Genomic DNA, 16,365 nt, shown 5'->3' on the forward strand with positions numbered 1-16,365 from the left:
TTGTAAACATTATAAACTAACATTCAAGCCTAAAGAAACTGTTCTTAAAGTTGGATAATCATATATCGTTGAAGAATATGGGTCTTTATACTTTAATGGGTTGATGATTGTCCAAAGATTATTTCCGGTTAATACCAGTCTTGAATCTGCAATACCAATTCTACTTAGGATATTTTTTGGCATTTTGTAGGTTAATGTCATGCTATTGATCCTGATCATGGTACCACTTACAGCCCAAAAATCAGAATTCCAGCCTGCCCCTATACCCGCATCGTCAAATCTTGGAAATTTTGCATCTGGATTTTCCGGTGTCCAGTGGTCTTTCCAATAAGCAGGAACGTTTACAGTTTTACTTGCCGGTGCTTTTGATTTACTGTCATAAAACTCTTTTCCACCAAACCTGGTTACAAAATTAGTATTGAGGCTTAAAGTTTTATAAGATATTCCAACATTGAAACCTACACCAAAAGAATTGGTACTATTGAACATGGGTACCTGATCTTTCTCCGTTATTTTGCCGTCTCCATTTGTATCTTCATAATATAACCAACCAACCTGAGGCACTTTATTATTGATGGTATAGGTTGGATTTTCGTTCATGAAAGCATCTAATTGTGCTTGCGTCCTAAACATTCCTTTAGTAATCAGACCGTAGTTAGAGCTGTTGTATTTTTTTGTATCTGTTCCAAACTGATACTTCAAATCGGGATAAGTGATGTCCCATAGCTGGAATTGATTGTAGAACATTTTATCGATACGATTGTTAGCGAAACCAAACAATACATTCGTATTCACTCCCCAGTTTGCCCCGATTTTAGTGCGGTAACCTAAGCTAAATTCTGACCCCCAATTGGTACGCTCCTGATAATTCAACAACGGAGCTTCAAAACCTGCATACATAGGGAAATTTTCATTGTTTCCTTTGTCATACATATCATAAGAGAATCTATGATAAAACTCATAAGAGAAAGTGATCTTGTTATCCAACATTGCCATATCTACCCCCACGTTAAGTGTTCTAGCTTTTTCCCAACTGATATTTGGATTAGGTTTCATAGTAGGATTTATACCTCCCCCCAAGGTTTCATTATACAAGTAACCATTTGGATCTACTGTATAGCGGGCCTGCCATAATCTTGAACCTACCCTACTTTCACCTACCAACCCGTAATTGATCTTAAATTTTAAACGATCTACAAATTTGACATTGTCTTTAAAGAATTTCTCTTCACTTGCTGCCCATCCTAAACCCAGACTTGGGAAAAGCCCCCATCTGTGACCGGGTGCAAAATTTGAGGATGCATCCATACGAGCTATCCCCTCCAAGAAGTACTTTTTATCAAAATCATAGCTCAACCTACTGATATATGATCGCTGTACCGATTCAACAAAACTTCTTTCTTGTTTAGTAAAGGTACTTTGATCAAAACCCCAAAATTCGTCTACCCCAGGCAAAATTTGATTCCTCCAATAGACACTTAAGACCTCCGAATTATTTTCAGACTGATCAAAGGCGGCCATCACACTCAAATTATGTTTATCAATCTTTTTTTCATAGCTTAAGGAAGCAATAGCCTGGTAACTTGAGCTGAGGTTACTTCCGGAAAGTAGCTGTGTATTAGCAGCACCAACAGCTGTGGTGGTAGGCGCAGTGCTTTGTAACTGATCGGTAAAAAGTAAACCATTCTGACCGGTTTTTACAAAGTTGTAAACAGTATATGGAGGTACATACTGGCCGTTACTTCCACTTCTGTTATTCTTGCCGAATTGAATTCTTGCGCTTAAACCTGGTACAACTTTAGGTCTGTAGTCAATCGAAGCATTGATCGATAGTCCTTGTGATTTATTCCAAATTTTATTCCCGGAATTAACAACTGCCAATGGATTGGTATTATTATTATAGTTTACCGGCATCCCATTAATTTGTATGGGTACCCATTTTGGCGTAGTAATTAGTTGCTGAAAGAAGGCTTGATCATTTTCACCACCGTTTTTATAGGTATCACTTGTTTTTTTATTGAAATCTGCATTTAAAGTTACCTGAGCTGTAAGCCCTTCAAGAATTTTGGCATTCATTCCTGAACGGAACGCATATTTACTATATTTAATCCCTCCGTAATTTCCAGACTCATCATAGTAATTACCACCTGCAAAGAAAGTAATTGCATCAGAACCTCCAGAAATATTCATGGTGTGTCGATTTACAGCCGAAGTTCTCCATAGTTCATCAAACCATCCCTTTGTTGTACTGTTCTTTAATTGCTCCAGATCGGCATCTGAAAAAAAATCACCTGCAGGATTATTTCCAATACGGAAACCATCATTTAATAATAGCGCATGATCATAAGCAGATAGCATATCTATATTTGAGGCATTATCTGATACACCTCTAAATCCTGTATAGCTGATCTGAGGTTTACCTTTTTTACCTCTTTTTGTAGTGATTAATACCACTCCTTTGGCACCTGCAGCTCCATAAATCGCAGCAGAAGCATCTTTAAGAAAAGAAATATCCTCTACCATGGTAGGATCAAGATTATCGAAATCATCCCGGCTAACGGTAATTCCATCAATAACATACAATGGCTCATTGACTACCCCCCCACTTAGTTTGGCCTGGTCGGACACTGCCGAGTTCCGGATATTGATGGTTATAGATGCACCTGGTTTTCCTGAAACCGCATTTACACCTACCCCTGGTATCCTATTCCTTAACGCAGCAGCAATATTTGGCACCGGTAAATCCTCTATTTCCTCTGCTTTAATATTAGCAATGGAACCTAGTATTTCGGATTTCTTTTTAGTACCATATCCCACTACAATCACTTCATCAAGGTCCTTATTGTCAGAAGATAATTTTACATCTAATCTAAGTCTATTATTTAGTGCAATCGATTGTCTGACGAAGCCAATAAAAGAAAATACCAAGACATCAGTAGCAGGATCAGCTTGAATGGTATATTGCCCATCTGCATTAGTGCTCACATTACTGGGCTTACCTTTGATACTCACATTAACTCCGGGTATTGGCCCGCCGTCGCTGTTGTCTGTCACTTTACCTGTAATTTTCTTTATTTGTGCATACGAGGATGTACAAAAAAGCAGGGACAATAGAAGTATCCCTTTTAACGTTCGTAAAAGTTTGAAATTCATACTTAGTTTGTTGGTTTATGATTGGTTAATTGGTTGATCCAGGAGGATTAAACAGCGTGTTGACAGGTGCGGAATGGTATTACTAAAACTGTTGGTTATTCAGTTTTACTGCTTCGGAATGAGCTGTTAACCTGGTTCAAATTTCCTTTTGTAAAGTTTTTATCAAATGAATTTATTTAGTATTGTTAATTGCTTATTTAGGGATGTTTTCTAGTTATAAAAAACCCGTTACCGATAGTTACTTTAATCAGTAACGGGAGTTCTCTTCTAACCAAATTTATCTTGTTATTTCAACCATCTTGGATCACCTAATCCTGCAGCTTTGACGGTCGCATTTCCAACGGTAAAGTTAAACTTAACAACATCAGCGTACTGAGGGTCTAAAGTAGTTACGGCGTTACTTACTGTACCACCAGCCCATTCTGTCGAATAATTTCCAAAAACATTGTTATTTGTAAACTCAATCGTTGGATTCACACCGCTGGCCAGAGACCTGAACTTATTCGTAAGTATACATTTATTTATCTTCATCATAGTGTATCCAGTAACTTTTGCTACTCTGATATAAATAAATCTGCCCTGAGTACCATTAGTACCGTAACCACAAACATTATTAAATGTGCAGTTTTCAACCAAAATCGGCGGATTGCTAATTGGATAGGTCGTTGTTGCATCAATACGGAAAAAATCTCTGGCAAGATTATAAAATGTAGAATTGGTAATAGTCATACCACTTAATCCACCAGCCCTAAAATCAATGAAATCGCCACCGGTTGCACCGAAATCACGACAGACTGAATTATTCATTCTAAAGTTAACATTTGCCGCAGCCACCGCAGTTGCTGCTACATAAACCAGACCGGCGGTAGGGCCTGTTACTTCACAGTTCTCCACAACAATACTGCAAGCGCTGGTGAGACCGGTTGCTATAATTGCATAAGAAGATTTGCCAGCTATTTTTAATCCTGATAATGTTAAACTGGCTACATTACCTACAATATTAAATGCCTGAGAAGTAATTTCAGGAATATCTCCTCCCTGAACTGCCCTAATGGTTACTGCTTTTGTTATTTCTACCGTACCTAGTGTACTAAAGTCATATTTTGCTCCTCCAATGTTGATTATACCCCCAGCAGGTGCTGCTGCAACAGCTTCATGAAGCGTTTCATAGATTTCAGTACTGCCTTGAATAGTAATACTCATCTTTAAATCCACAGCATTAAATGTAAGTACTCCTTTTCTGTCTTCGCCAGCAAAAATTACTGCAGTATAATTACCTGCTGATTCTAAACCATCAATTAACAATGATTGAGAACTAATATTTTGTGTAGAAAGTTGAATAGTTCTTTCTGTCTTTTTCAGATTATCAAGAATTAATACAGAGGTCAAAGTGCCTGAACTTGGAGCATTCCATCTTAGTATAGCTGATGTAGCTGTTAGCTCTGATTTTAAAATTGTTTTTAAAATGCTCTCAGGCTTAATAGTAGCGGCCACAAAATTTGAATGCAAGATCAAATTACTTGATAAAGCTCTTACCCTAACATAAGCTTCAGAAAAATAACTCAGATTGGTAAAATCAACAGCAGTTGCTGTTGAGGCTAAAGTATCTGATTTGATAATAGTTGAAAAGTTTGCATCATATGCCACCTGCGCTAAAAAACCTACGTTCTCTTTTCCAGAATATTCCCAGGTAGCATGCAATGTAGTTTTAACTGCATTTAGCCTCATATTTTTAGGAGCATCAACATAATAGTTCATAACAGGACCTGGTGCTTTTTTACAGGCCGTAAATGCTGTTAGCAGCATAAGTGCAAGCAGCGTTTTATATGTATTGAATTTCATATCATTTATATTTGGTGTGATATTACCTATATATTAATTTAATGGGTTAAATGGACCACCCCAGGTATTATTTTGCTTCAACTTTGTATTGTTGTTCAATGCCCCATCCGGAATGGCGAAGAAATAATACTCAGGTTTCCAGTTAATATTGGCACCATCTTTAACCTGAGTCTCAAGCTCCATATAGTTAGTATAAATATCATCCAGATTGAGTGTATTCCTTGTGTTTTCAAGCTGATCAGAAGTAGGAATACCTGCGCCTATTTTCAGCCTCATTCTCAAACCAGTCCTTTTTTTACCGTTTAGCTCTGTTTCAAATTTTTTCCATCTACGCAAATCCCAGAAACGCTTACCTTCAAATGCAAGTTCTATTTTACGTTCGTATAAAATTGCATCGAATAATGCCGAACGTCCTAGTCCTTGCTGCAAACCATACATACCATCTGCTCCTGCATCAATACCAGCTCTTTTCCGCAATGCGATTAACCCCTGATAAGCTTCCTGATTTTGTGTTGTTTTGTTAATTCCACAAGCACTTTCTGCTAAATTCAATAGTACTTCTGCATATCTAAGCTCTATCCAATCCGTACCGGAATAAGGTAAAGCGTCTCTGGTTGCGGTCGGGCTAATGGCCTTTCTCAAATAAAAGCCCGTATTACTGCCATTCGGTTCAGTAGTTACATAGGTTACAACACCTTTGTCATCTATTTTATAACCTATATAAGTCCATAATCGATATGTTGCATCACCTAGTATGCTCCAGGTACATCCGTTGTAAGCAATGGTATTGTCAAATCTTGGATCTCTATTTTTGTAATAATGCTGTTCATCATAAGGATAAGTTGTAGATAACCCTGGCTTTTTGCCATCTTTCATTGGATAATCCTTTACGAAATCCCATGTAGGCGCATTAGAACCTCCGTTACCACTACTTAAATAGGTTGGTCGTGTTTGCAGGTCATATGTATTGCTTTTTCTTGAATTATCTCCACTTTTTGTATTATAACCAGTAATAATAACTGCCTCAGGATTATTTACTTCCTGAAACCATAGGTTAGCATAGGAAGAGTTTAATCCAAAACCATATATATCTAAAAGCTCCTTAGCCTTCACATTAGCATCATAGGCTACTTGCCATCTTTCCTGTAAATCATTTGGATTAAATTGTGGACTTGCATAAGTCAATAACACTCTACCTTTAAAAGCAGCTGCAGCTCCTTTTGTCATTCTTCCCCAGTCGTTAGTTGAAGGCCATTTACCTGGCAAATTTTGAATTCCAAAATCCAAATCGGCAATAATTTGCTGGATACATGCTGATGTTGGCTCTCTTGGCAGCATATTACCTTCTTTATTTGCTTCTCCTATTGGATCCATCGGTTCAAGTACAATAGGTACTCCACCATATAACCTAACCAAATCAAAATACCTAAAAGCCCGGAAAAACATCGCTTCCGCCAGCATTCTGTTTTTAGTTGCTTCTGGCATGCTACCATTTTTCACATCTCTGATAAATTCATTGATTTTTCTAATTTTACCCCAATTATTGGTATTGCTTAATCCTGTACCAAAATCAGCAACAGTAGTGGAAATTACCTGCCCCGAAAAAAACAACTGAGTTCCCTGTGCTTCATCAGAAAAAGTTCCATTTCCGCTAATGGCACCTCCAGTATTTCCATACCATGAAGGAAGATTTTGATCGTAGACAAAACTCAAGTTAAAAAATGCAAGTGTTGAATCGTTAAAAATCAAACCCCCATCCAATGATCCTAAATCTTTTTTATCAAGAACTTTCTGACAACTGCTTAAACCTAACAAAATGGCTGCAGTAAAAAATATGATTGTATTTAATTTCATAATTTTAAGTTTTAAAATCCAACATTTAAACCCAATGACCAGGTTTTTAATACTGGATATACATTAAATGAACCTGAATTAGTCTTGTAATCCTTAAACGGATTATATAATTCGAATGGATTTGTTGCAACAACAAAAGCTCTCAGGCTACTTATTCCAATACTCTTACTTATGTTTTGAGGTAATGTATAAGATAGATTTAAATTGGTAATCCTAACGGTAGTAGAACTCCTGAACCAAAACTCGGAAACACCTGTATAAGTTTGTGTATAGAATGGATTGGGATATTTGGCATTTGGAGTCTCTTCAGTCCAATGATCTGCCCAAAAAGCCGGCTTATTGAGCGTTGTTGTTGCCCTAGCCCTGGCATCACCTTCAACCACAGCTTGTCCGCCCCACGACATTCCTGAAGTTATCCCCAGACTCAAGGACTTATAAGTAACATTAAAATTGAAACCCAAACCATAATGGTTGTCGGCCTTTTTGGTTAAATAAGTCTGGTCATCTGCAGTAATCACACCATCCGGAGCAGTTAGATCTCCACTACCATTTCGCGGACCTGATACATCCTGATACCATATCATTCCCGGCTTTGGTATTTCACCAAAAAGCCTGTAATTTGGATTTATTGCCATAAAAGCATCTACCTCTTCTTGTGTCCTGAAAAGCCCTCCGTATTTATAACCATAAACACCCTGGTCACTCGAACGACCATTTGGATCCATCATAGTGCCTTTATTACCGGCACTTACGTCCTTTAATATATTCTTATCATCATACCATGATAAGAATGTATTAACCCGGTAAGACCAGTCTTTACCAATTCTATCGTTCCAACCAACACTAACTTCTGTACCAAAGGTATTGACTCTTGAATAATTTTCAGACGGCAATGCTTCACCTACTAGTAAAGACACTGAAGAAGTCAGTTGCGTTAACATATTTTTAAATTTATCCTTATAACCATCAATGGTAACAGATAACCTATCTCTTAGGAATCTGGTCTCAATACCTATACCCATTTTCACGGCATCATCCCATAGTACATTTCTGTTAGAAATACCATTTTGATTAAAAACCAATGTCCTGTCTGCATCTCCCCCAAACACTGCACTTCTTTGGGTTTGTTTTCTATAACGGTCATACCATTGAAACCCTCTGGTTCTATCACTGCCTGCAAATCCTAAAGTGGCTCTTATTTTTAGGAAATTCACGAAATTCACATTCTTTTTAAAGAAGTTTTCCTTGCTCACAATCCAACCGGCAGAAAAAGAGGGGAAATATCCCCAACGATTTTCGGGAGCAAAATTGGTCGAAGCGTCTGCCCTTACTGTTGTCTCAAACAAATATTTCTCGTCATAATTGTAACTAAATCTACTAATGTAAGATAAGTATCCTGCTTCCGATTCAGATTCGCTTTGCATTACCGAAGTGCCATAAAAATAATTCATATTATCCTCACCTCCCATAATAGGATCTTCTATATAGGTAGCAACTCCATCGGCATAAGACTCTCTTTGTTCCACCAAAGCCATTGCGGAAATATTGTGTTTTCCAAAAGATCTATTAAAATTAAATCCTCCGTTGATCTGATAATTTTTATCATATGTAGGATTAAAACGCAACATATATCCATTTTTCAGTGTCGTTTTGCTCGTTATGTTCCCGCCGTAAATGTGCTTATTACCTAACATTGAAAAATTGTAAACGTCATACGCAGTCCCATACTGTTTGCCAAAACTGTTATTATTTCGTTGATTGTATGTTGCCTTCGCTGACAAACCTTTAATAAAAGGTATTTCGTAATTGAGGTTAAGATTAACATTTAAACCAACATTTCTTGTTTTGGTATAATCCCCATTGTTTTGTACAGCAAAAAAATGAAAATTCTCCGTCGTTGCACTCGTGCTTCCTGTTATATTTACCGGATAGCCATTGATGTAAGGTGGAATAAATTGAGGGGTTTGCATCAATGCCAGAACATCCTTTTCAACATTTTCACCTCCTTGCTTTAACCAATAGGATTTGTTGTTATAAACATCCCCACTCAGCTGAACACCCAAATTAAGTCCGGTTGCTAGTTTGATATCAGTACTGGCTCTATAAGTCCACCTATCTGAATTTATGTTATCTAGATTTGCATCTTGTGCATTGTAAGTAACACTTGCAAAATAGGTCGCTTTATCAGCCCCACCAGTTACGTTTAAAGTATGCCGGTTAATGGTTGAGGCTTTCCAGGCCATATCTAACCAATCGTAATTGTAATTCTTGAAATAATTCAGTTCTTCATCGGTGTATCTTACCAGAGCTCCGTTCCAGTCAAAAGCAGGATTCTTAAACTTACCTTCGGTATAATTATAGGTATTTAAATACCTTGCCTGGTCATATCCACTCATCATTTTAGGTAATCTGGTTGCATCAGTTATACCGACAGAGCCACTATAACTAATTTTAGGAGCACCTATTTTTCCACGCTTTGTTTTAACCAGTACAGCACCCTGATTACCGTTAACACCATATATTGCAGCAGCGGCATCTTTTAAGACTGAAATACTCTCTATTTCACTCTGATCCAATAAGTTGAATTCTGCAGGCGTTTTAAAAACATCATCCACAATATAAATTGGTTCTGTATTTCCTCCGTCCTTAGAAAAAATACGGGGTTGACGAATGGTAATAGTGGCATTTTGACCAGGTCTGGATTGGCCGCCATTAACACTTACAGCAGCCAATTGCCCTCTTAAGGCCGCAGCTAAGCTTCCCACTGGTAAATCCTCAATTGCCTTCATATTAACATTTTCAATTGCATGCGTCGAGGAAATTTTCTTCTGCGAGCCATAACCAATAGAAACAATTTCAACTTCTTTAAGGGCCTCGTTATTAGGGACCAACTGAACATTTAAAGTCGTTTTTCCAGCCGGGTTAACAGTTTGGCGAGTAAAACCGATGTAGGAGAATACCAATGCATCAGTTTCTGGATTGGCCTGAATGGTATAAATTCCGTCTTCGTTGGTGCTCACATTACTGGGTTTACCTTTAATGCTCACATTTACGCCTGGTAATGGTCCTCCGTCGTTGGCATCGGTTACTTTACCTGTAATTTTCCTTACTTGCGCATACGATGAGGCGCAAAAAAGCAGGGATAATATTACTACCCCTTTTAACGTTCGTAAAAGTTTAAAGTTCATACTCGGTTTTGTTATATAAATGGTCAATTTATTATCTAAGGAATAAGCTCATTGTTAGGTAAACTTTTCCATTGGATAATTATAGTTTGGTTTATTTTAAAGATTGTTAATGGTTTGGTTTAATGTAAATTTTGAATCAAATTGAGTTGGTTTAAGTTTTAGTTTTATCATTATGAACAGAAGAACCCATTACCACTAATCAACTTAATCAGTAACGGGAACTCCTTCTAACCAAATGAGAGCGGATAGTATTATTGTTTAGTTCCCTTTTGCGCTTGCTTGTCTGCGCTTCTCCCACTCCTGTCCTTCTTTCTTTAAATCGTAACCTGCAGCTGAAAGATAATTGTTTATTCGACCTTTATATTTACCAAACCATGCGTGTTTTTTATCTGATGATTCTGCATCAATGGCATGCTCACGCGCTTCGGTAAGCCAGGTTAAAATTTGCTTCTTCTGCTCGTCGTTAAGTGTTAATATCTGTTCTTGGTAAGCCTTATAAGTAATGGTTAAAACATTATATGTCATCCCATTTTTTACCTGATCTACTTGCTCTGTACTTAAATTCGAGGACAATTTACTCAGGTATTTTTCATGTAGTTTAGCCAATTTAGCATCAGTTTTAGTAGAGACTTCTTTTATAGCCGCTTCTGTTGCTACTTTATCGCCACTATTTACTTCTTTAATTGATTTTAGATTTGCATCACGCTCTGTATAAATATCATTCAGATCACTATACTGATTACGAATAATATCCCTAACCTTTTCTTGTTTTGCAACATCATTGATGTTAAGTGCAGCAGCGATCTTATCAGCCCGCTGAGTGATCACCTTTAAATATGCCGTCTTTTCGTTCTCGGGAATTGCATTATTCTGCGCAAGTACACTGACCATACCGGAGAGCATTAAAGAAAATAAAAGGTAAACACGTTTCATAATTTATTAATTTGGTTAGTAATTTGTACTAAAATCCTTGTTAAGCTTTAAGATTTACATCTCCACAGAAATGCACCTTTATTCCTAATTCGTCCATTGCTGCCGCTTTTATGCGACATGCCTTGTGCGCCATGGTCTCATCTGTTGCATACACCACATGAATGTGGTTTGCCTTGTGCCTGCTCATTAACTGGTCTCTGCTCACTCCTTTTAAAACTGCATTCATAATCGGCCATTCTGGAGTAGTTTCATTCCATCGTCTGTAGGTTTCCTCTTCAGGTAAAGCAACCACCTCACCAACCCCCAAATCACAATGCAATTCGTTATTCATCACATATACCCGGCTCCAAACAATAGGGCCCGGTTTACTGATCCCTTTAAGTGTACCGCCACCTAAACGGAAATACATTGCCGGCTGCCTGTCGCTAGCCGCACCTTTATATCCATCAACAAAATGAGCAGCAGGCGCTGCCCCCGAGATCAGGAAAAGCCACACAAAATCATCAATTCCTTCGCCTTTATAATGTTCTCCCCAGCGAATGTCATGTAAAGTATTTTCCCCCGACATTCCGAGCTCTTTCCATAGATTATAGGTTAGAAAAGCATCAACCCCAGCACATTCATCCACTTCATTAAAATGTGGTAATGCTTTTCCAGCGTAAAGTTCTTTTCCCTTTTCCGAAAATACAGGTGGTCTGTCTTCGTTGTTTAACAGTCCCTCTACCAGGTCGCTCGCCACTGTAAGATCTCTCATACCCTGCTGATATTGTATCCCAATAGTATCGCAACCAAATTCGTTAGCTATACGAACCGCAGCGATATACATTTTACATTGATCAAGGGTTTGTACTCTAGTCAATTCTGTTTCCGGATTTGACCCCCAATTAAACTTCATGCCTTTATTCAATAGCCAATCTAAAATAGCTACAGCTTCTATATCTGTTACGCGCAACATAGCTGCGTAAAGAGCCGATTGGCTTAATCTTTCTTTAAAAAATCCTGTTGGGTGTAATAATTCATCCGGCACAATAGCATTGTACATGCCCATACAGCCCTCATCAAAAACCCCCATAATCACCTTTCTTGCTTTCAGTTTACGAGCAAAATTTCTTCCTTGCTCTTCTTCAACAAATGGAAGTTTATGGAGTTCCAGGCTTCTCACATGACTTAAGTCATAGCTGATTTTACCAGTAATCAACCATTCATTTAATCCATCAACAAAAAAATCATCCACAAACTGCTCAGACCATAAAGTACTGTAAGCCACACCGGCTTTAGTTAAACAGCCGTTTAAGTTTAACATACCTACCAGTCCTGGCCATTGACCGCTCCAGTTGGCAACCGTTAAAATTGGACCTTTGTGTGTAGTTAAACCTGCAAATACGTGATGTGAATATTGCCAAACACTTTCGGCAACAATTAGGGGTTGTTCTGGATCTATGTTTTGGAATATATCCATTCCCATTCTTTGGGAATCAATAAAGCCATGTTTCTTCGTTACATCGTAAGGATGAGCGCGTTTAACTGTCCAGCCAAGTTTAGTAATGGCTTTGGTCAGATCACACTCCATTTGAGATTGCGCTTCCCAGCAATTTTGATTTGCTGACAATCGTAAATCTCCGCTGGAAACTAGTAAAATTTCTTTATTTCCCCGTTGTTTCATAATTTATTACTGAACACATTCTTTATATAAAAAGAATGTGTCGGTTTATATTTTGGTTATCGCCTGTTGTGATTTATACAAAACTCAACAATAGCGCTTATCAATTACTGATAGTTATTAGCAAATTATTATAGGATATTATCATAAAAACTACTATATTTAGTCAATTTCTATACATGATTTGCTAAATCAACATTTTTAATAATTAAATATAAATATAATATTCAAATATAAAAATAAAAATGAAGCCTTATTTCCATAAAATCCCAAGTACGCTCCAAAGCTCCTTTAGTATCCGCCATGATATTAAACCTGACTTCGGAAATGTATGGCACTACCATCCGGAACTTGAACTTCACTATATTATTAAAGGCGAAGGTGTCCGTTTTATAGGCGACAACATCAGTAATTTCATACCTGGTGAAATGATCTTATTAGGAGAAAATCTACCGCATACCTGGCGCTGTAAGGATGAGTATTTCCAGGGTAATCCTGATCTGCATGTAGAAGCTATGGTGATCCAATTTTTACCGGATTGCCTGGGAAAATATTTGTTAAACTTACCGGAAGCCTACCTGATCCCAAAGCTATTTGAGAAGGCAAAAAGCGGAATGGTTATCAGTGGTAAAGCTAAGGATAAGCTGGCCGAACTGATGAAATCATCTATAGAGGCAACAAACCTGGACCGCATCATCATACTGTTAAGTATTTTAAAAACACTTGCCGAAACGGATGAATATGACACTATTGTAACGGGGAAAAATACTTTTTACCAATCCAATGAATCGGAAACGATCCGTATCAACAAAATATGCACATATACGATGACCAATTACAAAAACGACATTACGCTCGAAGAAATCGCTTCGTTAAGTAATCTGAGTATCACCTCGTTTTGCCGGTATTTTAAATTGATGACAAAAAAAACCTATTATGATTTTCTCATTGAAATTAGGGTTAGTCATGCCTGCCGCTTTTTAATTGAAGATAAACTCCCTACAGAAATGATCTGTTTTGATTGCGGCTTTAACAATGTATCTAATTTTTACAGGCATTTTAAAAAAGTAACAGGCATGACTCCAATGGATTATAAGCGAAAATATTTAAATGACTAAAGTACCTGGATGTTTAATTCATTTTTTAATGTGCTGTAATCGCTGTATAAACCTTCTATTTCTTTAACAATCTTACTGTCAAATATACCAACGTCCCTACGCGTAAAGGTGGAAATATTCAGCCCTCTTTTTTGTAAAAAGTACTTAGACACAACCGGATATACATTATGCATTACATCCATATTATCTATCAGAAATTGTTGTACTCTTAGCAATTCAATTTCCATTTTAGGGTCATTGTAATTATTGCATAGCCATACAATTAGTTCCGGAAAGTAATTCCCCTGAATACAAGACAAACCTGCTGAACCGGCTTTTAGAGAGTCTATCGCGTGTACCATGTAAGCATCATATAAACCAAACGCCTTATAATCCTTGGTTACATTCAGTTTGGCTTTTATCTGCTCCAGATCCAAACAAGTGTCTTTATGATAAATTACCCTTCCGCTGGCTACAAATTGCTTTAGCTGAGTTGCATTTAATATCCTTTTATAAGGAACTGGACATTCATAAAAACCAAGCGGAATTCCCGGTGTTTGTTCAAACAGCTCGAAAACACGCTGATCGAATATTTCATCAGCTTCCTGCTCTTCAGCCAGTAAGCTGGAAATCATAATCACAGCTTCAGTACCCAGATCATTTACTCTTTTAACAAAATCAGCTTGTTTACTGATTGCGCCCCCAAAAGTGCCTGTCGCCACTACAGGCACAGCTCCATTCGTCACTTTAATAACATGACTGATTACTTTTATGCGTTCTTCATCTGTTAACTCGAACATTTCGCTTGAAAGACAATTGGCAAATAATCCAGACGCACCGGCTTGTAAATACACTTCTGTAAGCTGCGTAAGTGCAGTATAATCTATCTCTCCATTGCTTAAAAAAGGCGTAAGCATGACCGGGATGAACCCTTTTCGTGAGTTTTCCATTTTATATTCTCTAATAAATTTTCTATAAAGTATTCTATATGACCGGCTTAAACCGGAAGGCTTCAATCAGCTGGTTTTAGGTTCTTATTCTTCAATCTTGTTAAAAATATCCCTGCCAGAAAGATGCTTAGGGTACCGATCACAATGATCATATTTTTATTTAGGGGATTCCTGAGAAACTCGTACTGCTCCGGCAAATGAGCAGAAAATGTCATCCAAATGATCACCACAATACCAATCATGGTAGCAATTAAGGCTTCGTGATTTTTTGTTTGTCTGCTTGCAATGCCCAGCAAAAACAGGCCTAACATCCCTGCAGCAAAAATACCCGACAGCTCCCACCATACATCAAGGATACTCTTTACGCCTATCATGGCAATCCCCGCTCCCATACCTAATAGTCCGAACACTACGGTTGCAATATGCAAGAGGGAGAGATTTTGCTTTTCGGTAATACCGGGTTTAAAATATCTTTTATAAATGTCGACAGTAAAAACAGTTGCTGATGAATTCATTCCTGAACTAATCGTACTCATAGCTGCAGATAATATGGCCGAAACAATCAGCCCAACTAAGCCTACAGGTATTTTGGTTACCATAAAATGCGGCATAATCTTGTCGCCATAATCTGCAGGCTGCAATGATTTCTCTATAGTCATAATCTCTGCGGCCGATGCGCTAAGCGGCAAACGCTCTAACGCTACCTGGTGTTTTATATTTTCAATCAGCTCCGGGTGAACGTCATAATAGGCATACAAACAAGAACCGATTACAAAGAACATCAGCGATGCAGGTACATACAACCAAACACACAACCAGATGGATTTAGAAGCTGATTTTGATGAGGATGCCGTATGATAACGTTGCACATAATTCTGATCCATACCAAAGTTATTGAGGTTGATAAAGAAACCGTACAATAAAACCACCCAAAAGGAGGAACTGACGAAGTCGGGCGAAAAGCTACCCAAACTAAACTTATCAGATGCTTTACCAATTTCAATTACTTTTGGTATGCCCCCAGGCATATTGGTAATGATAAGGTAAAGGATAAGCAGCGCGCCAAAGGTTTTTACGACAGCCTGAACTACTTCTGTCCAGATCACCGCTTCAATTCCACCCAGCACCGTATAAATGATAATACAAACGCCCATCACAACCATAATCATTTGCATAGAATAGCCAGTGAGTGCTTGTAAGCTTAAGGCTATTCCGAAAAAAATTGATCCCATACGGGCCAGTTGAGTAAGCAAAAAACACACAACAGCATAGGTTCTGGCCCATGCACCAAATCGATTCTCGAGGTGTGTATAAGCAGAGATTTCGCCTGTGCCTCTATAATAAGGCACGAAGTATTTTGAAGCTACCCAGGCGGCTAGTGGCATAGAAAGACTAAAGACAAATGCATTCCAGTTTCCACCGAATGCTTTGCCTGGTACGCCCAGAAAAGTATTACTACTTAAAAATGTAGCATAAATGGATAAGCCTATGGCCCAGCCTGGTATAAGGCCTGAAGCCTTAGTAAATTGTTCTGAATTTTTGTTGTTACGGGAGAAATAAATCCCTACCAGTATCATCCCAATAAGGTAAATGACAATTATAACAAGATCGAAAATAGGGAGACCCTTCATTAGGCGATTAACTGTTTTATAAATTTGGTTAAGCAAATATCAACTTGCAGGGTCCTA

Annotated in this window: 9 protein-coding genes; 1 reads left to right on the forward strand and 8 read right to left on the reverse strand. The window is 37.9% G+C overall.

The window, feature by feature from the left end; all coding sequences use genetic code 11:
* Window positions 1–9 precede the first annotated feature (9 nt).
* The 6 genes from P0Y49_12985 to P0Y49_13010 all read right to left on the reverse strand — a co-directional run bounded on the left by P0Y49_12985 (window position 10) and on the right by P0Y49_13010 (window position 12,633).
* Window positions 10–3,153, reverse strand: coding sequence for a TonB-dependent receptor (locus tag P0Y49_12985; protein ID WEK17711.1), 3,144 nt, complete (start codon window positions 3,151–3,153; stop codon window positions 10–12).
* Between the two features lie 285 nt (window positions 3,154–3,438).
* Window positions 3,439–4,995, reverse strand: a complete 1,557-nt coding sequence (locus tag P0Y49_12990; GenBank protein WEK17712.1) for a DUF4957 domain-containing protein — start codon at window positions 4,993–4,995, stop codon at window positions 3,439–3,441.
* 33 nt (window positions 4,996–5,028) lie between these two features.
* Window positions 5,029–6,849, reverse strand: coding sequence for a RagB/SusD family nutrient uptake outer membrane protein (locus P0Y49_12995; protein ID WEK17713.1), 1,821 nt, complete (start codon window positions 6,847–6,849; stop codon window positions 5,029–5,031).
* Window positions 6,850–6,860: 11 nt separating this feature from the next.
* On the reverse strand, window positions 6,861–10,037 hold the full coding sequence (locus P0Y49_13000; GenBank protein WEK17714.1) for a SusC/RagA family TonB-linked outer membrane protein: 3,177 nt from the start codon (window positions 10,035–10,037) through the stop codon (window positions 6,861–6,863).
* 258 nt (window positions 10,038–10,295) lie between these two features.
* Entirely contained in the window at window positions 10,296–10,970 is a 675-nt protein-coding gene (locus P0Y49_13005; protein WEK17715.1) for a DUF3826 domain-containing protein, read from the reverse strand.
* A 40-nt stretch (window positions 10,971–11,010) separates the two neighbouring features.
* Window positions 11,011–12,633, reverse strand: coding sequence for a fucose isomerase (locus P0Y49_13010; protein ID WEK17716.1), 1,623 nt, complete (start codon window positions 12,631–12,633; stop codon window positions 11,011–11,013).
* A gap of 242 nt (window positions 12,634–12,875) precedes the next feature.
* Here P0Y49_13010 and P0Y49_13015 point away from each other — a divergent pair, with 242 nt between their 5' ends.
* Window positions 12,876–13,748 carry an AraC family transcriptional regulator gene (locus P0Y49_13015; protein WEK17717.1) on the forward strand — a complete coding sequence of 291 codons (873 nt, stop codon included), beginning with the start codon at window positions 12,876–12,878 and terminating at the stop codon, window positions 13,746–13,748.
* On the opposite strand, the gene P0Y49_13020 is transcribed toward P0Y49_13015, so the two are convergent.
* Window positions 13,745–14,677: a dihydrodipicolinate synthase family protein gene (locus P0Y49_13020; GenBank protein ID WEK17718.1), complete on the reverse strand. Its 933-nt coding sequence runs from the start codon at window positions 14,675–14,677 to the stop codon at window positions 13,745–13,747. The genes P0Y49_13015 and P0Y49_13020 overlap by 4 nt on opposite strands.
* Before the next feature lie 62 nt (window positions 14,678–14,739).
* The gene (locus P0Y49_13025; GenBank protein WEK17719.1) at window positions 14,740–16,308 is read right to left on the reverse strand and encodes a sodium:solute symporter; all 1,569 of its coding nucleotides are present in this window, start codon (window positions 16,306–16,308) and stop codon (window positions 14,740–14,742) included.
* Window positions 16,309–16,365 lie beyond the last annotated feature (57 nt).

This window comes from Candidatus Pedobacter colombiensis (genome assembly GCA_029202485.1).
In the GTDB taxonomy this organism is placed as follows: domain Bacteria; phylum Bacteroidota; class Bacteroidia; order Sphingobacteriales; family Sphingobacteriaceae; genus Pedobacter; species Pedobacter colombiensis.